Origin of the sequence: Streptomyces sp. NBC_01306, from assembly GCF_026340465.1 — a bacterium.
Taxonomy (GTDB): domain Bacteria; phylum Actinomycetota; class Actinomycetes; order Streptomycetales; family Streptomycetaceae; genus Streptomyces.
Genome location: NZ_JAPEPC010000001.1, coordinates 4,154,187 through 4,173,242 on the forward strand (window position 1 = coordinate 4,154,187; position 19,056 = coordinate 4,173,242).

Here is a 19,056-nt window from a genome sequence, read left to right on the forward strand (position 1 = left end):
CCGGGGCGGGCTCAGAGCCGGACGATGACGAGGGCTGTGTCGTCGATGGCGCCGTCGGGTGGGAGGAGGTCGAGGAGGATCGCGTCGGCGAGGGCTTCGGGGTCGGCGCCCCGGTGGCGGGTGAGGGCATGGGCGAGGCGGGCGATGCCCGTATCGATGTCTTCGTGGCGACGTTCGATGAGTCCGTCGGTGTAGAGGACGAGGGTGTCGCCTTCCGTGAAGCCGGTGCTGGCCTCGGGCCGGGGGGTGTGGTCGGGGCGCGCGCCCAACGGGGGGTCGGTGGCCTGGTCGAGGAACTCGACGCCGCCGTGGGCGCGCAGCAGGGCGGGCGGCGGGTGGCCGGCGCTGCTGTAGGTGAGGGTGTGGGTATCCCAGTCGATGCAGGTCTCGACGGCGGTGGTGGACTCGGCGCCTTCGACGGAGCGGGCGTACAGCCCGAGGACTTCCAGGGCCTGAGCGGGCCCGCCGGCGACCCGGGACGCCGCGCTCAGCGCGCTTCGCAGCAGGCCCATGACGCCGGCGGCGCGCAGACCGTGGCCCACGACGTCGCCGACGGAGACACCGATCCGGTCGCCGGGCAGATCGACCAGGTCGTACCAGTCGCCGCACACGTTCAAGGAGCCGACGGCCGGCTGGTAGCGCACGGCGGCCCGGTGGTGGCCCACATCGGCAGGGGCGGGCAGCATGGCCTTCTGCAGGGCGAGGGCGACCTCACGCTCGTGGGCGTGGGCCCGGCGCAGACGTTCGTTGACCTCCTGCAGTTCCCGGGCCCGGGTGTAGAGCTCGGCCTCCAGGGCCCGGGTCCGGCTGCCGTCGGCGCCGCCGCGGGCCTTGATGAGCTGGGTGACCTCCTCCACCCGGTGCACCAGCAGGACGACCTGGCCGTCGGGGCCGAGGATCGGGGCGTTGACCGGGCTCCAGTAGCGTTCCTCCCACTCGCTGGGCCGCTCCGTGGACTGGACGTCGTAGCGTTGCAGGGCCATGGTGTCGCGCTCACCCGTGCTCAGGACCCGCTGGAGCGAGGCATACAGGTTCCGTGCACCGCTGGCGCCGGGGTCGTGGGGGTTGTCGGGGAACACGTCGAACAGGTACCGGCCGATCAGCTGCTCGCGGCTGCGTCCGGAGCCGCGGAGGTACTCCTCGTTCGCGTCCACGTACACCAGCTCGGGGGTCAGCAGTGCCACCATGCTGGGCAGTGCCTGGAGCACCGCCGCGTAGTCGATCGCCGCATCCGTCATGCCCAGCCTGCCTCAGCGCCTGACACCGCCCGTGACCTCCACCATAGTGCCGGGCGGGTGCCCTCGCCGGGCAGCCGCCCGGTGCCGGTCAAGGCACCAGGTCCAGTTCTGTCCTGTTTCCGGGGTGATCGACACGGTCACTCCGGAGAACGTCTACGGCGGCTCGGTTCCCGCAGCGCCAGTACCTCCGTGGCGGGCGGCCCGCACGAGGAGGCGGCCGAGCAGCACCGGGGCGCAGACGGTGTCGAAGCGGCGTGCCGTTCCGACGGGCAGGAGGATGTCGGTGTGGGCGGCGACCGGCGCGAAGGAGCTGTCGGTGACGGTGACGATGGTCAGGCCCGCCCCCCGCGCGTAGGCGAGGGCCTCGACGACCTCGTGCGGGTGCCGGGGCATGGCGAAGCACAGCAGGGCCGATGCGCCGACCCGTACGGCGTCGTCGACACGGTTGGTCAGCGTGGTGCCGCCCTCGTCGAGCAGCCGGATGTCGGGGTGCACCGTACGGGCGGCATGGGCGAAGTCGCCGGCCTGGGCGGCGGCGGCCCGCAGACCCAGAACCAGCAGCGGGTGCGAGGCGGCGAGCAGGTGGGCCGCGCGGACGACGGACGCCGGGTCGGTGAGCGCCGTGGACAGGTCGCGGAGGTTGTCGATCTCGGCCTGGACCAGCTTCTGGTAGGCGTTCGCCGGGGCGGCGGCCGGCCCCGGCCCGGCGGTGGCGATCTCCCGCAGGTGGCGGCGCAGGGCCGGGTAGCCGTCGAAGCCCAGAGCTACGGCGAACCGGGTGACGGACGGCTGACTGACGCCCGCCAGCTCGGCCAGCGCGATGCTGGAGAGGAACGGTACGTCGTCCGGGCGGCGCAGCATACTGTGCGCGATGCGACGCCGGGCGGGAGTCAGCCGGCAGCCTTCCAGTAACTGCCGTAGCCGGGTGGCTACGGGGCTCGGGGCGTCAGCCCGCTGGAGTGCCGGCACGGCCGTTCCGTCCCCCGTCGGATGGGCTCGTGCCCCTGTGTTCCACCGGTCACAGGCCGGGTGAGCGGGGGACCGGGGTCAGGGTGATGACCGCCGCCGTCCCTTCGACACGCACCGTCCCTTGGGCAGGCACCTCCCTTTCGACACGCACCGGCTCTTCAACAGGCACCGCGCCGACGTCCTGGCCGGAGAGCACGGCCGCGTCCAGCCGGTCGAGGACCACACCCGGCTCCTCGAAGGCCACCGTGCCCAGCAGGGCGATCACCAGGACCAGCTCTCCACTGCGGGGCGCGGGGGAGAAGTCCTCGTGGGCCATGCGGACATGAGCCGTCGCCCTGGTGCGCCGCGTCATCACGTTGAGGTCGCCGATGGGACCGCCGAGCAGCCGGCAGGTGGTCATCGCGTCGCCCGGAAAGGCGAAGGGCTGGTGCGGTGCGGCGATCGTGTGCGGGGCCCCGTCGACCGTGAGCTCCATCCCCGGCCCCTCAACGAGGGTGATGACCCGGTCGACACCGCTGAAGGAGGAGAACGGTCCGCCCTGCCCGACCTCGGCCAGACTCACCCGCCAGGAGAAGTCGTCCAGTCCGGCCCCGGCAGGGCCGGCGGCCACCTCGCGGGTGATGCCACCGCCGTTCTTCCAGGGCGCCGCGGACCGGTCGTGCGCCCGGAGCACGCTCCACCCTCCGGGCACGGTGGACGCTCCGGAGACTCCGGGCTCCGCGGACTCCCTGGTCATGCTCGCTTCTGCGGTCACGCTCGTTCACTTCCTCGTGTGCCGGTACCCGTTCCGGTACCTGTGCCGGTGCCGGTGCTCGGACCTGTGCCGGTGTCTGCTGCCGCTGCTCCGGCCGTCCCGCGCGCTGTCAACCGGCCCCTGTTCTCCCTCAATTGACCGGAGAGTGCGGTCTGCTCCTTCAGCGCGGCTTCGGTGAAGACCCGGTAACCGGTGTCAGGCCGGTATCCGTGGATCTCGCGGGTGTCGAGGGCTTCCATGTACCGCAGCACCTCCTTGTTGATCACCTGTCCGGGTACCAGCACGGGGAAGCCCGGCGGGTACGGGGTGACGAAGGTGGCCGAGACGACCTCGCGGCCCCCGGCGACGGCCTCGCCGACCTCGTGCGACGGCAGGTACTCGCACTGGGTGTCGTCGTAGGCGAGGAAGAACGCGGTCCGCAGGTCGCCCTCCGGGGTGTGCACACCCGGACGGAAAGCGGCGTGGAACTCGCTGAAGTCCGGCAGCGCGGCCGAAGGGTCGTTGAGAGCCGCCCTCCGCCTGCGGTGCACGGCCCGCTCGCGCGGGTTCATCTCCTCGATGTTCTCCCGGAGTTCCTCGACGATCTTCACGAGGACCTCGATGAGATAGGCGACCGCGCTGCGCGTGGTGCCGATGGTGGTCATGAACAGCAGCGTGTTCCGGGTGGTCTTGTTGACCTGGACGCCGTACCGGTCCATGAGGTGCTCGTGCTTGAAGGTGTCGCCGTCGATCCCGGTGCGGCCGATGTGCAGCGTCGCCCGGGTGGGGTCGAGGACGAACTCGTCGTCCTGCCAGGCGGCGGACATCCGGGCGAGCCCGGTCCGCAGGGGCTGCTCCACGCCGGAGGAACGGAACCGGGCGGGGACCAGCTCGGGTGTGGTGAGGAAGTGCAGGTAGCGACTCAGCAGCGGATGCTGGTCGATCGCGTCCCGCAGCACCCCCGCCTGCTCCAGCTGCTTCTGTACGAGTTCGAAACCCTCCAGCTCGGCCTGCCGGCGGCCGAGGTCGAGGGAGGCGAGGATCTGGTAGTTGGGCGAGGTCGAGGTGTGCGTCATGTACGCCTCGCGGAAGGTCTCCGCGACCTTGTGCCGGAACTCCTGGTCGAAGACGTGGATCATCGACCCCTGGCGCAGTGAGGTGAGCGTCTTGTGCGTGGACTGGGTGGCGTACACCCGGACCCGCACGGTGTCCGGGTCAGGCATCAGCCGGCTGCTGAGCAGGGTCTCCTCGTCCGGTTCAGCGCCCAGCTCCCGGCGGTGCGCGGCGTACCGCTGGGCGTAGTCCGCGCTCCGGTAGCGGTCGGTCAGCTCGCGGGCCGCGGCCATCGCGGTGCGGCGCCGGTAGACGGGGTGGAAGCGGGCGAAGGCGAACCACGCCTCGTCCCAGAGGAACGCCAGGTCCGGCTTGAGCGCCAGGCATTCCTCCATCACCCGGGAGGGGTTGTAGACGATTCCGTCGAAGGTGCAGTTGGTGAGGAGGAGCAGCTTGACGCGGTCCAGCAGGCCCTCGCGCCGCAGCATCAGCAGCTTCCGCTTGATCTCCTCGATCGGCACGGCGCCGTACATTCCGTACTGGTCGAGCGGGTACGCGTCGAGGTAGACGACATGGGCGCCGGCCAGCATCAGCCCGTAGTGGTGGGACTTGTGGCAGTTGCGGTCCACGAGCACGACGTCGCCGGGCCGCACCAGGGCCTGGACGACGACCTTGTTGGCGGTGGAGGTGCCGTTGGTGACGAAGTACGTCTGCCGTGCGCCGAACGCACGGGCCGCCAGGTCCTGGGCCTCACGCAGCGGTCCGGTCGGCTCAAGGAGCGAGTCCAGGCCGCCGGAGGTGGCGGAGGTCTCGGCGAGGAAGATGTTGAGGCCGTAGAAGCGGGCCATCTCCGGGATCCAGTGCGAGGTGACCACGGAGGTGCCGCGCGAGATGGGCAGGGCGTGGAAGACACCGGAGGGCCGTCGGCTGTGGGCCCGCAGCGCGGTGAAGAAGGGCGCGCGGTACCGCTCGCCGATGCCGTGCAGGATGGACAGGTGCAGTTCGAGCAGGCCCTCGCGGGCGTGGAAGACCCGGGCGAAGCGGCGGCTGAGCGAACCCGCTGTCCGCTCGACCGAGGCCTCCGTCATCAGATAGAGGTCCAGTTCAGGCCGGAGCGCGAGCAACCGGTCGCCGAGCAACTGCGCCCGCTGCTCGGGCTGTCGGCCGCACGGGATGTGCTGCCCGGCGTCGCCCTCGAAGAAGCGCCGCAGTACGTGCAGGTCGTGCGCGGACCGGTCGGCGAAGCGGTGGCGGATGACGACGGCCTGCACGCTGGAGTTGACCAGCGCGGTGACGACCGCGTCCTCGAAGCTGGGGGAGATGACGAGGCTGTAGACGAACTCGTCCTCGTCACGGCGCTGCCGGCGCAGTTCGTCGCGCAGCGCCTGTTCCTCCTGGTCGTCGAGTTCGCCGACGACCAGGACCTCGAAGTACGGCTTCGATGCCGCCGCGCCCGGGTCGTACCCCGCTGTGCCGTCGGCCTCCGCCGGTCCGTCGTGCGGGGCCAGGGGGGAGGGGGTGTGGTGGTAGGAGCCGGTGCTCAGCGCCCGGTTCAGTTCCTCCGCGCGCTGTGACAGCCTCCGGTGGTCGCCCGTCTCGTGCAGCCGGCGCAGTTCGGCGAGGCCGGCCTTGCCGGGGAAGGCCCAGCAGTTCTCGATCGGGGTGAGCAGCTGGAACAGCTCCTCCAGGCGCCCGGCGTCCTGTTCGCCGGGCGGCCGGTGCGTGAGTTCGCCCAGTGAGCTCCAGGCGTCGGCACGCAACTGGCGGACGCTGTTGTGGACGGTGGCCGTCAGCGGACCCGTGCCGGTGCCGGTGCCGGTGCCGGTGTCCGGCTGGTCGGCGGCCGTCGGCGGATCGGTGTCCGGTTGGTCGGCTGCCGGTGAATCCCCTGAGCGCGTAATGGCGTTCACGGCCGGCGCCGGTGAATTCCCCGCGTGCGTACCGGCGTTCGCGGCTGCCGGGCCGGCGGCCTGGTCGCCCATCTGAGTGGTTCCCTTCGGGTGAGGTCGTGCGGCTCGCCGCGGTCTGCCGCTCACGAGGCGTCCGGGTGGCGCCGGCCCGCCTGCCACACGGCGGAGACCAGGGGTACCCCGGGCCGGTAGGCGAGGTGGACATGGGAGGGGGCGTCGAGGAGGGCGAGGTCGGCGCGGGCGCCGGGTGCGAGGCGGCCGATTTCGTCGCGGCGCAGGGCCCGGGCGCCGCCGGCGGTGGCGGCCCAGAGGGCCTCGTCGGGGGTCATGCCCATCTCCCGTACGGCGATGGCGATACAGAAGGGCATCGAGCTGGTGAAGGAGGAGCCGGGGTTGCAGTCGGTGGACAGGGCGACGGTGGCGCCCGCGTCGAGGAGCCGTCGGGCGTCGGGGTAGGTGGCGCGGGTGGAGAACTCGCAGCCGGGCAGCAGTGTGGCGACGGTGGTGCCGTGGGCGAGGGCGTCGACGTCGGCGTCGGTGAGATGCGTGCAGTGGTCGGCCGAGGCCGCTCCGAGTTCGACGGCGAGCTGGACACCGGGCCCGTAGGAGAGCTGGTTGGCATGGACCCGGGGGAGGAGGCCCTTGGCCAGGCCGGCGGTGAGGATCGCGCGGGCCTGGTCGCCGTCGAAGGCGCCCTTCTCGCAGAACACGTCGATCCAGCGGGCGTACGGGGCGCACGCGTCCAGCATCGGTCCGGTGACCAGATCGACGTACCCGGCGGGGTCGTCGGCGTACTCGGGCGCGACGATGTGCGCACCCAGGAACGTCACCTCGTCCGTGTGCTCCCTCGCCACCCGCAGCGCGCGGGCCTCCTGCTCGGGGGTGAGGCCGTAACCGGACTTCGTCTCCAGCGTGGTCGTTCCCTGCCGGAGCGCCTCGGTGAGGTAGCGGGCGAGGTTGGCGCTCAGCGCGTCGTCGCTCGCCTCGCGGGTGGCGGCGACGGTGGTGCGGATGCCACCGGCGGTGTAGGAGCGGCCCGACATACGGGCGTTGAACTCCTCGGTGCGGTCGCCCGCGAAGATCAGGTGGTTGTGCGAGTCGACGAAGCCGGGGATGACGGCGCGCCCCTCTGCGTCGACGCGGTGGTCCGCCGCCGGCGCCGTGCCGGCGGGCCCGACCCAGGCGATGTCCGTGCCCTCGATCAGGACGGCGGCGTCGCGGAGCAGCCCCAGGGGTCCTGCACCGAGCGAGGGATCGTTGGTGACGAGGCTGCCGATGTTCGTGACGAGGGTGGTGGTCGCATGTGCCATGTCTCCATGTAGCCCCAGGCGGAGGCCGTACCGCCACGGCGGCCGAGTACCTACCGTCTGGCATCCGAGACACGTTGCGGTTGTGGTCACGGCGGCTGCACTCGGCGCGCGTACGCTCGCGATATGTCCACTGTGCCCGCCGCCGCCCAGGTGTTGGCGATCCTGCGCTATCTCGCACGTCAGGCGGGCCCGGTGCCCGCCGCCGCCATCAGCCGCGATGTCGGGCTGCCCCGGTCGACGACGTACCACCTGCTCGACACCCTCGCCCGCGAGGACTTCGTCGCCCACCTGCCGGAGGAGCGCCGTTACGGGCTGGGTGTCAGCGCCTTCGAGCTCGCGTCGGGTTACAGCAGGCAGGCCCCCTTCGAGCGGCTGGCCCGGCTGCCGCTCGCGCAGCTCGTCGACCGCACCGGGCACAACGCGCACCTCGCGCTGCTGCACGGGCGCGAGGTCCTGTATGTGATCGAGGAGCGCGCGCCGGGCCGGGCGCCGCTGGTCAGCGATGTGGGGGTGCGCCTGCCGGCCCACCTCACCGCCAGCGGCCGTGCCGTGCTCGCGCGGCTGTCCCGGGCGCAGGTGCGGGCGCTCTTCCCCGACGCGTCGGCGTTCGTCTCCCGTAACGAGACCGGGCCGAACTCGCTGTCGGCGCTCCACAACCTGCTGGTCGGGGTGCGGCGTCGTGGTTACGCGACGGAGGAGGGGGAGGTCACCCGCGGCTTCTCCTCCGTCGCCGCCGCCGTGCTCGACCACAGTGCTCACCCCATCGCGGGCGTCGCGGTCACCTTCCCCGGCGCCGCGGTGGGCCCGGAGGAGCGGGAGCGGATCGCGGGCCACGTCTCCCGTACCGCCCGGGAGCTGACCCGCCGGGTGGGCGGCGTGCTGGAGGCGCCACCGGGCGTGGAAGAAGGGCCGGCGCGCGGCGTTTGAGCACCACCGGGCGCGCCGGCCCTTCGTATGGGGGCCGGCCGGTCCGGACCGTACGGGTGCTGCCGTACGGAACGGACCGGCCGGACGCGGTCAGCTGAGCCGGCCGACAGCCGACTCCGCGGCGGCCACAGCGGCGCCGTCGGCGACATAGCGCACGGACGCCTCGATCTCGGGGGCGAGCCAGCGGTCGGGGCCGGGGCCCTCGACGGTCTGGCGCAGTGCGCCGAGCACCGCGGCCGTCCCGGGCGCCGGGGTCAGCGGGGCCCGCAGGTCGAGCGCGCGCGCAGCGGTGTAGATCTCGACGGCGAGGACGCGGGTGAGCCCGTCGATGGCGCGGCGCAGCTTGCGGGCGGCGGACCAGCCCATCGAGACGTGGTCCTCCTGCATGGCGCTGGAGGGGATGGAGTCGACCGAGGCGGGCGCGGCCAGCCGCTTGAGCTCGGAGACGATCGCCGCCTGCGTGTACTGCGCGATCATGTGGCCGGAGTCGACGCCCGGGTCGTCGGCGAGGAACGGGTTCAGACCGTGGTTGCGGGCCACGTCGAGGAAGCGGTCGGTGCGCCGCTCGGAGATCGACGCCAGGTCGGCGACGGAGATGGCGAGGAAGTCCAGGACAGCGGCGACCGGTGCGCCGTGGAAGTTGCCGTTGGACTCCACGCGTCCGTCGTGGGTCACCACCGGGTTGTCGACGGCGCTGGCGAGCTCGCGGGAGGCGACGGTCTCGGCGTGGGCGAGGGTGTCGCGGGCCGCGCCGTGCACCTGCGGGGAGCAGCGCAGGGAGTACGCGTCCTGCACGCGGGTGCACTCCGGGCCGCGGTGGCTGGCGACGATGCCGGAACCGGCCATCAGCGCGCGCAGGTTCGCCGCGCTGTCGGCCTGGCCCGGGTGCGGGCGCAGCGCCTGGAGGTCGGCGGCGAAAACGGCGTCGGTGCCGAGCTGGCCCTCGACGCTCATCGCGGCGGCGATGTCGGCGGTGCGCAGCAGCTTCCGCAGGTCGTGTGCGGCCAGCACGAGCATGCCGAGCATGCCGTCGGTGCCGTTGATGAGGGCGAGGCCCTCCTTCTCGTGCAGGGTGACCGGGGTGAGGCCCGCCTCGGCCAGCGCCTCGCCGGCCGGCTTGCGCACGCCCTGCGCGTCCCGCACCTCGCCCTCGCCCATGACGGCGAGCGCGCAGTGTGCCAGCGGCGCGAGGTCGCCGGAGCAGCCGAGGGAGCCGTACTCGTGCACGATCGGGGTCAGGCCGGCGTTGAGCAGCGCCGCGTAGGCCTCGGCGGTCTCCGTGCGCACTCCCGTACGGCCGGTGGCCAGCGTCGACAGCCGCAGCAGGACGAGGGCGCGCACCACCTCGCGCTCCACCTCGGGGCCGGAACCGGCGGCGTGCGAACGCACCAGGCTCCGCTGGAGCTGGGCGCGCAGTTCGGTGGGGATGTGCCGGGTGGCCAGCGCGCCGAAGCCGGTGGAGACGCCGTAGTGGGGGACCACGTCGTCGGCGAGGCTCTCGATCACCTCGCGGCTGCGCGCGATCTCCTTGAGGGCTTCCGGGGAGAGCTCGACGCGTGCGTCGTGGCGTGCGACGGCGACGACATCTTCGGCGGAGAGAGGGCCGATACCTACAACAATGTTCATGTCTTCCATGAAGCCGCATGTCAAGGCCGGACGCGACAGGTGGCGGGACAGATATGTCCGGGATCCCAGACAGTGTGAAGTCTGGGATCCCGGACACATCTGTCCCGGCGCGCGCCTGTCGGTTACCGGCGGCCCGCCGGAACGGTCTCCGGCTCGGGCGCTCCCGCCTCGTCACTGCGCCGGCGGGCTTCGAGGCGCGGACCCACCCAGAGCTGGTGGACGCCCGCGAGCAGCGCCAGCCACACGACACCGACGACCAGGGCGATGCGGGTGCTCCCGTAGAAGCCGAGTACCACCAGGACGCCGACCATGAAGACGATGGCGGCGATCTGTCCGTACGGCCACCAGGGGACGGGGAACTTCAGGGCGGACTGTTCCTCGCCGGGCATGTCCCGCCGGGCCTTCACCTGGGTCAGCAGGATCATCAGCCACACCCAGACCGTGGCGAAGGTGGCGATCGAGGAGATGATCAGGAAGACCTTGCCCGGCATCAGGTAGTTCATCAGGACGCCGAGGAGCAGCGCTCCGATCATGATGAGGGTGGTCACCCACGGCACGCCGTTGCGGCTGAGCCGGCGCATGACCGCGGGCCCCTGCCCGCGCTCCGCCAGGCCGAACATCATGCGCCCGGCGGCGAAGATGTCGCTGTTGATCGCCGAGAGGGCCGCGGTGAGGACGACGGCGTTCAGCACGGTGGCGGCCGACTTGAGGCCGACGCCGGTGAAGATCTGGACGAACGGGCTGCCCGATGTGCCGACGTGCTGCCAGGGGTTGACGGACATGATGACGGCGAGGGTCAGGACGTAGAACAGGATGATGCGCACGGGGATCGAGTTGACCGCGCTCGGGATGGTCTTCTCCGGGGAGTCGGCCTCTCCTGCCGTGACACCGATGATCTCCGTGCCGCCGAAGGCGAACATGACCACGGCGAAGGAGACGACGAAGCCGTGGGCGCCGTGGGCGAAGAAGCCGCCGTTGTCCCAGAGATTCGATATGCCGACGTGTTCGCTCCCGCTGCCGAGACCGAAGGCGATCACGGCGATGCCCCCGAGGATCATCGCGACGATGGCGATGATCTTCACCAGGGACAGCCAGAACTCCAGCTCACCGAAGACCTTGACGCTGACGAGGTTGAGCGCGCCGATGACGAGGACGGCGGCCAGCACCCAGATCCACCGCGGCACACCGGGGAACCAGAAGCCCATGTAGACGCCGACCGCGGTGATGTCCGCGATACAGACGATGACCATCTCGAAGGCGTAGGTCCAGCCCGTGGTGAAGCCGGCCAGCGGGCCGAGATGTTTCGTGGCGTACTCGCCGAAGGAGCCGGCGCACGGGGAGCTGACGGCCATCTCGCCGAGCGACCGCAGGACGAGGAAGACGGCGGCGCCGCCGATGAGATACGCCAGGAGCACGGCGGGCCCGGCTGCCTTGATGGATTCGGAGGACCCGTAGAAGAGTCCGGTACCGATCGCCGAACCGAGTGCGATGAAGCGTATGTGCCGAGAAGTGAGACCTCGGCTCAGCGTCGCTTTTTCGGAAGCCAACTGTGTCCTCCCTTGGGACCAGCGGTGATGGGGGGTGCGGGCCTTTGGGGGAGGTAGGGCGGAGTGGGGACTCTCCGAGCCCTGAGCGCCGCGCACCGTGGGGAGCACCCTGTATATTCCTGTATATACAGGTGTTGTCAAGGGGTGATCCAATGAGTGAACAGGGGGCTGCACAGGGCCCGGCGTCGAGCACATCGCCCGCCGTCGGCCGCGCGCTGGACATCCTGGTGTACCTGGCCGGGCGCTCGGGACCGGTGAAGACCGCCGCCATCGCCCGCGACATGGACATCCCGCGCTCCTCCGCCTACCACATCCTCGCGGTGCTGGCCGAGCGCGGATTCGTCACCTACCTCCCGAAGGAGCAGGCGTACGGCCTCGGCATGGCCGCCTTCGAGATCGGCTCCGCCTATCTGCGCCACGAGCCCCTGGAGCGGCTCGCCCGCCCCGTGCTGCGCACCCTCGCCGCCCGGCTCGGCCAGACCGTGCACCTCGGCATCCTGCACGGCGCCGAGACGGTCTACCTGCTCAAGGAGCGCCCGTCGGCGGGCCGTTCCGGCGATGTGGACGTCGACCTCGTCACCGACATCGGCGTCCGCCTGCCGGCCCACCTCACGGCAAACGGCCGGGCCATCCTGGCCCACTCCGAAGCGCAGGTGCGGGCCCTCTTCCCGCGGCCCGGTGACCTCATCACCCGTACGGGCAAGGGGCCGCGGTCACTGGCGGAACTGCTGGACCTGCTGGCCCGGGACCGGGAACGGGGCTGGTCGGAGGAGACCGAGCTGGTCTCCCGGGGCTTCCGCTCGCTGGGTGTGGCGGCCTTCGACCACCACGGGCGTCCCGTCGCCGCGCTCAGCAGCACCTGGCACGTGCACCACAGTCCGCACGACCCCGACGAGGTGCGGGACGTTCTCCAGCAGGGCGCGGCCCGGCTGACGTCCGCCGTCTCCGGCCGGGCACCCGAAAGCCCGAAGCCGGCGCCGCGCGCGGGTCTTCCCGGCCGGGGGCCGGACGGGGGTCACTCCGCTTCGAAGGCGCCTTCGAGCCGGTAGCGCGAGCCGGGGTGCAGCAGGCGCGCGATGCTCACCAGGGCGCCCCGCGACCAGGTGCGGCGGTGTATGAGCAGACAGGGCTCCGACGGGGCGACGCCGAGCAGGGCGCACTCCTCGGCGTTGGGCAGTACCGCCTCCACGATGTGCTCCCCGTGGTCGAGCGGGGCGACGTCGGAGAGGAAGGCGAACGGAGTCCGCGCGGTGAAGTCCTGCTCCAAGTACCCCGGTGCAAAGGCCGGGTTGACGTAACGGTCCTCCAGCTGGATGACCACGCCGTTCTCGCTGTGCACGACCCGCGAATGGAAGACGGGCCGCCCCGCGGCGACCCCCAGCTCGGCGCCGGCCCTGCGATCGGCGGGCTCGGCACCGACCGACAGCACCTGGGCGTCGTAGCGGTGGCCCCGCCGGCGGACCTCCTCGGCGATGTTCTGCACCTCGACAAGGCCCGAACTGCCCTTGGCCAGGGCCACGAAGCTGCCGACGCCCATGACCCGCCGGATCAGCCCCTGCGCCGCCAGTTCGCGCAGCGCGCGGTTGACCGTCATCCGGGACAGCCCGAGCGAGGCGACGAACTGGCTCTCCGACGGCAGCGAGTCGCCCTCCCGCCAGCGTCCGCTGCGGATCTGCTCCGCCACCAGGTCCTTGATCCGCTGATACGCCGGGGTGGCCCCGGCCGCGCGCTCCCCGTACAGACGGGCCAGGTCCGCAGCCCTCACGGTCAAGCCGCTCACCATCCCCTGTCACCGGTCCGTCCCCGCGCCCCCACCGGGGAAATTCTCCGCGTCCCCGCCGGGGAAATCCCCCGGGCCCCCGCCGGAGAAATTATAGGTGAGCCGGATTCCCGGTCTCGGATCCGAGAATCCGGGACAGAAGGCCTGGCCCCCGCCCCGCCCGCCGCCTGTTATGGGAGCGCACGCCGGTGCCGCATCACCGGCGTTCCCCCCTCAGACCCTTCCCCAGGAGCCACCATGACCAGCGTTTCTCCGGAGGCCCGCCCCCGGACCGTCCACGCGCCCCGCGGCACCGAACTGACCTGCCTCGGCTGGCAGCAGGAGGGCGCTCTGCGGATGCTCATGAACAACCTCGACCCCGAGGTCGCCGAGCACCCGGAGGACCTGGTCGTCTACGGCGGCACCGGCAAGGCCGCCCGTAACTGGCCCGCCTACGACGCCATCGTCCGCACCCTCAAGACGCTCAAGGACGACGAGACGCTGCTGGTGCAGTCGGGCAAGCCCGTCGGCGTCATGCGCACCAGCGAGTGGGCGCCGCGCGTGCTGATCGCCAACTCCAACCTGGTCGGCGACTGGGCCAACTGGGAGGAGTTCCGCTCCCTGGAGGCGCGCGGCCTGACCATGTACGGCCAGATGACGGCCGGTTCCTGGATCTACATCGGCAGCCAGGGCATCCTTCAGGGCACCTACGAGACGTTCGGGGCCGTCGCCCGCAAGAAGTTCAACGGCACGCTCGCCGGGACGATCACCCTGACCGCCGGCCTCGGCGGCATGGGCGGCGCCCAGCCGCTCGCCGTGACGATGAACGACGGCGTCGCGATCTGCGTCGACGTCGACCCCACCCGTATCGAGCGCCGCATCGCCCACCGCTACCTCGACGTCGCCGCCGACGACATCGACCACGCGCTCCGCCTCGCCGTCGAGGCCCGCGACGCCCGCAAACCACTGTCCATCGGCCTGGCGGGCAACGCCGCCGAGGTGTTCCCCGAGCTGCTGGAGCGGGGCGCGCCCATGGACATCGTCACCGACCAGACCTCCGCGCACGACCCGCTGGCCTACCTGCCCGTCGGCGTGAGCCTGGAGGAGTGGCACGAGCAGGCGGCCAAGGACCCGGCGGACTTCACCGAGCGCTCCCGCGCCTCCATGGCCAGGCACGTCGAGGCCATGGTCGGCTTCCTCGACGCCGGCGCCGAGGTCTTCGACTACGGCAACTCCATCCGCGACGAGGCCCGCAAGGCCGGCTACACCCGCGCCTTCGACTTCCCCGGCTTCGTCCCGGCGCACATCCGCCCGCTGTTCGAGGAGGGCCTCGGCCCGTTCCGCTGGGCCGCCCTGTCCGGTGACCCCAAGGACATCGAGGCCACCGACAAGGCCATCATGGAGCTGTTCCCGGAGAACGAGCACCTGCACCGCTGGCTCAAGATGGCCGGTGAGCGCGTCTCCTTCGAGGGCCTGCCCGCCCGTATCTGCTGGCTCGGCTACGGCGAGCGCCACCGCGCCGGCCTGCGGTTCAACGAGATGGTCGCCTCCGGGGAGCTGTCCGCCCCGGTCGCCATCGGCCGTGACCACCTCGACTCAGGATCCGTCGCCTCGCCGTACCGCGAGACCGAGTCGATGCTCGACGGATCCGACGCGATCGCCGACTGGCCGCTGCTCAACGCCCTGGTGAACACCTCGTCCGGCGCGTCCTGGGTCTCCATCCACCACGGTGGCGGCGTCGGCATGGGCCGCTCCATCCACGCGGGCCAGGTCTGCATCGCCGACGGCACCGAACTCGCCGCCCAGAAGCTGGCCAGGGTGCTCACCAACGACCCCGGCATGGGTGTCATCCGGCACGTGGACGCGGGCTACGACCACGCCACCTCCGTGGCGCGCGACCGCGGGGTGCGCATTCCGATGACCGAGGAGAACGATCGATGACGGCGACCCGCACACCGCCGTTGACGGTGGATGTGGCCCCCCGCCCCTGGACGGGCCGCGACGACGGGCCCGGTACCGACAACCTGCGCTGGCACCATGTGACCGGCCTCGACCCCGACCGGGCAGAGCCGGGCGACGTGGCGTTCGTCGGCTTCCGCAGCGACGAGGGCGTACGCCGGAACAAGGGCCGCCAGGGCGCGGCGGACGGGCCGCGTGAACTGCGCGCCGCCCTCGCGCCCATGGCGCTCCCGTGGCCGGTCCGGGCGCTGGACCTCGGCGACATCGAGGTGGCCGACGGCCACCTCGAAGAGGGGCAGCACCGACTGGGCCAGGTGATCACCCCGCTCGTCGACCGCGGCCACCCGGTGGTGGTGCTCGGCGGCGGCCATGAGGTGGCCTACGGCAGTTACATCGGGCTGGCCGGTACGCGCGCGGTGCGCGAGGGCGGCCGCCTCGGGGTGCTCAACCTCGACGCCCACTTCGACCTGCGCGACGACGTACAGCCCAGCTCCGGCACGCCGTTCCTCCAGATGGCACACGCCGAGCGGCAGCGCGGTGAAGAGCTGAACTACTGGGTGCTCGGGGTGAGCCAGCCGAGCAACACCGAGCGGTTGTTCCGCACCGCCGACGAACTCGGCGTGCGGTACCTGCCGGACACCCAGTGCCGCATGTTCGACCTGCCGCTCGTCGACGGGTTCGTCGACGCGTTCCTGGCGAGCTGCGACGTCGTCCATCTGAGCATCGACCTCGATGTGCTTCCCGCCGGCGCGGCTCCCGGGGTCAGCGCCCCGGCCGCCTACGGCGTGCAGATGGAGATCATCGAGCACGTATGCGCCCGAGTGGCGGCCGCCGGAGCTCCCCTGCTGGTCGATGTCGCCGAGCTGAACCCGGGCCTCGACGTCGACCACCGCACGGCGCGGGCGGGCGCCCGTCTGATCCACCGCATCCTGACGTCGGGGGGCACGCCGCGTACGTGACCGGCGCTGAGAATCCGGCGCTGAGGAAGAGCTGAGGAAGAGCTGAGGAAGAGCTGAGGAAGAGCTCGGGACGAGCGGAGGCAGCCGCCGGGTCAGTCGGTCCGGGCCTTGAGGTGGGCCCGCTCGCCCTGGTGCCCGAAGAGTACGAGCAGCTCCACGGGCCGGTCGTCGTCGGGGCCGAGCCAGTGCGGTACATGGGTGTCGAACTCGGCCGCCTCACCGGCTTTCAGCGTCAGGCGCTGCTCGCCCAGGATCAGCCGCAGCCGTCCGGCGAGCACGTAGACCCACTCGAAACCGGCGTGCGTCTTCAGCTCGGGATCGTTGCCGGGCCTGGGCGGGATCAGCAGTTTGTGGGCCTGCACGCCGCCGGGGCGGCTGAGCGGCACATACGTCATGCCGTCCCGGGTGACCGGCTGGAGATGGATGCGCGGATCGCCGGTGCGCGGTGCTCCGACCAGTTCGTCGAGGGGGACCGCGTAGATCTCCGCGAGCGGCAGCAGCAGCTCCAGGGTCGGTTTGCGGTCGCCGCTTTCGAGGCGGGACAGGGTGCTCCCGTTGATCCCGGTCCGCTCGGCCAGCTCGGCCAGCGTCAGGCCGCGCCTGTGCCGCAACTCCCGCAGGCGTGGCCCCACGGCGTCCAGCACGTCCTTCTTCACGGCGACCATGCCCTTCAAGATGCCGAAACAGCATGAACCTTTGCAACCCCGGCCGTGGACGGCGCAGTGTCCTCACCGCAGGCCGCACCGCGCGGACCGCCCCGTCAGAGAGGCCGTGCCCATGAACAGCGCCACCGACTCCGCATCCTTCTGGGAGAACCACTACGCGGCCCTCCCCCCGCAGTGGGGCACCAGGCCCAACGCGGTCCTGGCCGGACTCGTTCCCGTACTGGCGCCCTTTCCGGGAACGGCGCTGGACCTGGGCTGCGGGCACGGCGGTGACGCGTTCTGGCTCGCCGCACGCGGCTGGGACGTCACCGCGGTCGATGTCTCCGCCACGGCCCTGGACCGGGTGGCCGCAGGTGCCGGAGCCGCCGGTGCGGCCGACCGGATCCACCCGGTCCGGCACGACCTGGCCGAGACGTTCCCCGAGGGCTCCTTCGACCTCGTCAGCGCCAGTTACTTCCACACACCGGTCGAGATCCCCCGCGACGAGGTACTGCGCCGGGCCGCCCGTGCGGTGGCGCCGGGCGGGCTGCTGCTCGTGGTGGAGCACGCGTCGGTGGCGCCCTGGTCCTGGCAGGCCGGTGAGGACGTGCAGTTCCCCACCCCCGATGAGGTGCTGGCGTCTCTGCGGCTCGACGGCGGCTGGCACACCGAGCGGTGCCACGCACCCCGGCGGACCGCCACCGGGCCCGAGGGCCGGACCGCGACCGTCACCGACAACGTCATCGCTGTACGGCGCACGCCCTGACACGCCGTGGGCCGGGCCCTGGACGGTTCCGGATCCTGGACGGTTCCGGCCCTATCCCTTCGCCCGGCGGGTCTTCGCTCCCAGCGCGTAGAAGACCACCCCGACGGCCAGGAACAGCGCGATGGGCACGGTCTGGGTGAGGGTGTACGCGAGGCGCTGGCCCGCGAAGGACTTGGGCAGGGAGCCGGACGGTGAGCCCGAGGTGCCGAACCAGCCGACCCCGAAGCCCGGCCAGATGAGCACGATCACGGTGAACGCGACCAGTCCGGTGGAGAGCACCGTCACCGTCCACGCGCCGACGCGTCCGCCCGGCACGGAGTAGGGGCGCGGGGCTTCGGGGTACTTGCGGCGCAGCGCCAGCAGGCTGGGGAAGGTGATCACGTACGAGATGAACGTCGTGGAGATCGTCAGGCTCAGCCCGGCCGCGAAGTACTTCTCGCCGTTGCCGCCGGTGAGGTTGAGCGCCACGACGAAGAGGACCGACGCGAGTACGGCGGAGAGCAGGTTGACCCGGACCGGAGTGCCGTGCTTCTCGGAGATGGTGCCGAGCCAGGCAGGCCCGGCACCGTCCGCGCAGGCGACCGCCTGGGCGCGGTGGGCTCCCATCGCCCAGGTGACGCCGGAGGTGAGCAGCCCGATGATGAGCCCGGCCGCGGCGATTCCGCCGAAGACGGCACCCGCCCCGGTGAGGGTGACGGCTCCGTCGGCCGCGATGTGCCCGCCGTACACGGTGAACACGGCCTTGCAGGCGTCGATGAACCCGCCGAGGCTGCCGATCTCCTTGCCGGGCAGGACAAAGAGGATGCCGAGGATGGGGCCGCCGTAGAGGACGAGGGAGGCGAGCCCGGAGCGGAGGATGGCGAGGGGGATGTCGCGGCGCGGGTTGGTCATCTCCTCGGCGGCGGAGCTGGGCAGTTCGAAGCCGACGTAGTTGAAGATGAGCACGGGGACGAGGGCGACGAACCCGGTGTACGTGGGGGTGAACTCCCCTGCGGGCAGGCCGTGTACGCCGTTCTCGGCGGCGAAGACCACCACGGAGACCAGGAAGAAGCCGAGCAGCACGATCCGGGCCACGGCTCCGGCGATGGGCACCCACTTGCCCACCCGCACGGACTGGACGATGGCGAGGGTGCCGCCCCAGATGAAGACGAGGCCGGCCGCGTACTTCCAGATGCCGGGCAGCGGCGTGAAGAACTCCTCCCACGTCGTCAGGGCGATGATGCACAGACTGCCGCCCACCCAGACGGGGTTGGACATCCAGTAGAGGATCTGGTTGACACCCGCCGTCAGCCGCCCGAAGGCGAGCCGGGTCCAGACGTAGGGGCCGCCCTGGACCGGGAAGGCCGAGCCGAGTTCGGCGACGAGCAGTCCGTACGGGAGGAAGAAGGCGAGCGCGAGGATCGCCATCCAGGTCAGTCCCTGCGGCCCCTGCGCGGCGACCGAGCCGATCGTGTCCAGGCCGACGAGAGTGCAGATGAGGAAGAACAGGACGTCGAGACGGCGAAGGTCCTTGCGCAGCCGGCCCCGTTGCTCGCCCCAGCCGGTGGACAGGTCGGGGGTCTCCGGGGCGGGCCGGGAGGCTTCGGTGGGCGGTGCTTGGGTCACGGAGGGACTCCTACGGCGGTACGGGAGCGTACTGGCGCGGCACATGTAACT

General features: G+C 71.6%; 14 protein-coding genes and 1 pseudogene. 5 read left to right on the top strand and 10 right to left on the bottom strand.

Annotation, left to right across the window (positions count from 1 at the left end):
- Positions 1-11: 11 nt before the first annotated feature.
- From OG385_RS18385 to hutI, 5 genes and pseudogenes are all read right to left on the bottom strand, one after another.
- Complete coding sequence (locus OG385_RS18385) at positions 12-1,238, bottom strand: PP2C family protein-serine/threonine phosphatase (protein WP_266855730.1); 1,227 nt, start codon at positions 1,236-1,238, stop codon at positions 12-14.
- A 198-nt stretch (positions 1,239-1,436) separates the two neighbouring features.
- Positions 1,437-2,207 (bottom strand): annotated as a pseudogene (locus OG385_RS18390) (MurR/RpiR family transcriptional regulator); the annotation flags it as partial.
- Positions 2,208-2,256: 49 nt separating this feature from the next.
- Positions 2,257-2,943 (bottom strand): HutD family protein, encoded by a 687-nt coding sequence (locus OG385_RS18395; protein ID WP_266855731.1) that lies wholly within the window; start codon positions 2,941-2,943, stop codon positions 2,257-2,259.
- A gap of 14 nt (positions 2,944-2,957) precedes the next feature.
- Complete coding sequence (locus OG385_RS18400) at positions 2,958-5,975, bottom strand: aminotransferase class I/II-fold pyridoxal phosphate-dependent enzyme (RefSeq protein ID WP_266855732.1); 3,018 nt, start codon at positions 5,973-5,975, stop codon at positions 2,958-2,960.
- A gap of 50 nt (positions 5,976-6,025) precedes the next feature.
- Positions 6,026-7,213, bottom strand: coding sequence for an imidazolonepropionase (gene hutI, locus OG385_RS18405; protein WP_266855733.1), 1,188 nt, complete (start codon positions 7,211-7,213; stop codon positions 6,026-6,028).
- Positions 7,214-7,336: 123 nt separating this feature from the next.
- On the opposite strand from hutI, the gene OG385_RS18410 reads away from it, so the two are divergent.
- On the top strand, positions 7,337-8,140 hold the full coding sequence (locus tag OG385_RS18410) for an IclR family transcriptional regulator (RefSeq protein WP_266855734.1): 804 nt from the start codon (positions 7,337-7,339) through the stop codon (positions 8,138-8,140).
- Positions 8,141-8,230: 90 nt separating this feature from the next.
- On the opposite strand, the gene hutH is transcribed toward OG385_RS18410, so the two are convergent.
- Both hutH and OG385_RS18420 read right to left on the bottom strand, forming a co-directional pair.
- Positions 8,231-9,775: a histidine ammonia-lyase gene (gene hutH / locus OG385_RS18415; RefSeq protein WP_266855735.1), complete on the bottom strand. Its 1,545-nt coding sequence runs from the start codon at positions 9,773-9,775 to the stop codon at positions 8,231-8,233.
- A 113-nt stretch (positions 9,776-9,888) separates the two neighbouring features.
- Positions 9,889-11,313 (bottom strand): amino acid permease, encoded by a 1,425-nt coding sequence (locus tag OG385_RS18420; RefSeq protein WP_266855736.1) that lies wholly within the window; start codon positions 11,311-11,313, stop codon positions 9,889-9,891.
- A 152-nt stretch (positions 11,314-11,465) separates the two neighbouring features.
- Between OG385_RS18420 and OG385_RS18425 the strand changes: the two genes are divergently transcribed.
- A complete protein-coding gene (locus tag OG385_RS18425; protein ID WP_266855737.1) occupies positions 11,466-12,362 on the top strand; it encodes an IclR family transcriptional regulator in 897 nt (298 codons plus the stop codon).
- Here OG385_RS18425 and hutC read toward each other — a convergent pair.
- The gene (gene hutC, locus OG385_RS18430; protein ID WP_266860969.1) at positions 12,329-13,078 is read right to left on the bottom strand and encodes a histidine utilization repressor; all 750 of its coding nucleotides are present in this window, start codon (positions 13,076-13,078) and stop codon (positions 12,329-12,331) included. The genes OG385_RS18425 and hutC overlap by 34 nt on opposite strands.
- 252 nt (positions 13,079-13,330) lie before the next feature.
- Between hutC and hutU the strand changes: the two genes are divergently transcribed.
- Both hutU and hutG read left to right on the top strand, forming a co-directional pair.
- Entirely contained in the window at positions 13,331-15,013 is a 1,683-nt protein-coding gene (gene hutU, locus OG385_RS18435; protein ID WP_266855738.1) for a urocanate hydratase, read from the top strand.
- Entirely contained in the window at positions 15,010-15,990 is a 981-nt protein-coding gene (hutG, locus tag OG385_RS18440) for a formimidoylglutamase (RefSeq protein WP_266855739.1), read from the top strand. Before hutU ends, hutG begins: the two co-directional genes overlap by 4 nt.
- 92 nt (positions 15,991-16,082) lie before the next feature.
- On the opposite strand, the gene OG385_RS18445 is transcribed toward hutG, so the two are convergent.
- A complete protein-coding gene (locus OG385_RS18445; protein ID WP_266855740.1) occupies positions 16,083-16,655 on the bottom strand; it encodes a helix-turn-helix domain-containing protein in 573 nt (190 codons plus the stop codon).
- Between the two features lie 112 nt (positions 16,656-16,767).
- Between OG385_RS18445 and OG385_RS18450 the strand changes: the two genes are divergently transcribed.
- Entirely contained in the window at positions 16,768-17,400 is a 633-nt protein-coding gene (locus OG385_RS18450) for a bifunctional 2-polyprenyl-6-hydroxyphenol methylase/3-demethylubiquinol 3-O-methyltransferase UbiG (RefSeq protein ID WP_266855741.1), read from the top strand.
- Positions 17,401-17,451: 51 nt separating this feature from the next.
- On the opposite strand, the gene OG385_RS18455 is transcribed toward OG385_RS18450, so the two are convergent.
- Positions 17,452-19,005 carry an APC family permease gene (locus OG385_RS18455; RefSeq protein WP_266855742.1) on the bottom strand — a complete coding sequence of 518 codons (1,554 nt, stop codon included), beginning with the start codon at positions 19,003-19,005 and terminating at the stop codon, positions 17,452-17,454.
- Positions 19,006-19,056: the final 51 nt, after the last annotated feature.

What these genes read in the sequence shown, in the direction of transcription:
- OG385_RS18385 (WP_266855730.1), bottom strand. Translation starts at nt 1,238, where the DNA reads ATGACGGATGCGGCGATCGACTACGCGGCGGTGCTCCAGGCACTGCCC.
- OG385_RS18395 (WP_266855731.1), bottom strand. Translation starts at nt 2,943, where the DNA reads ATGACCAGGGAGTCCGCGGAGCCCGGAGTCTCCGGAGCGTCCACCGTG.
- OG385_RS18400 (WP_266855732.1), bottom strand. Translation starts at nt 5,975, where the DNA reads ATGGGCGACCAGGCCGCCGGCCCGGCAGCCGCGAACGCCGGTACGCAC.
- hutI (WP_266855733.1), bottom strand. Translation starts at nt 7,213, where the DNA reads ATGGCACATGCGACCACCACCCTCGTCACGAACATCGGCAGCCTCGTC.
- OG385_RS18410 (WP_266855734.1), top strand. Translation starts at nt 7,337, where the DNA reads ATGTCCACTGTGCCCGCCGCCGCCCAGGTGTTGGCGATCCTGCGCTAT.
- hutH (WP_266855735.1), bottom strand. Translation starts at nt 9,775, where the DNA reads ATGGAAGACATGAACATTGTTGTAGGTATCGGCCCTCTCTCCGCCGAA.
- OG385_RS18425 (WP_266855737.1), top strand. Translation starts at nt 11,466, where the DNA reads ATGAGTGAACAGGGGGCTGCACAGGGCCCGGCGTCGAGCACATCGCCC.
- hutU (WP_266855738.1), top strand. Translation starts at nt 13,331, where the DNA reads ATGACCAGCGTTTCTCCGGAGGCCCGCCCCCGGACCGTCCACGCGCCC.
- hutG (WP_266855739.1), top strand. Translation starts at nt 15,010, where the DNA reads ATGACGGCGACCCGCACACCGCCGTTGACGGTGGATGTGGCCCCCCGC.
- OG385_RS18445 (WP_266855740.1), bottom strand. Translation starts at nt 16,655, where the DNA reads ATGGTCGCCGTGAAGAAGGACGTGCTGGACGCCGTGGGGCCACGCCTG.
- OG385_RS18450 (WP_266855741.1), top strand. Translation starts at nt 16,768, where the DNA reads ATGAACAGCGCCACCGACTCCGCATCCTTCTGGGAGAACCACTACGCG.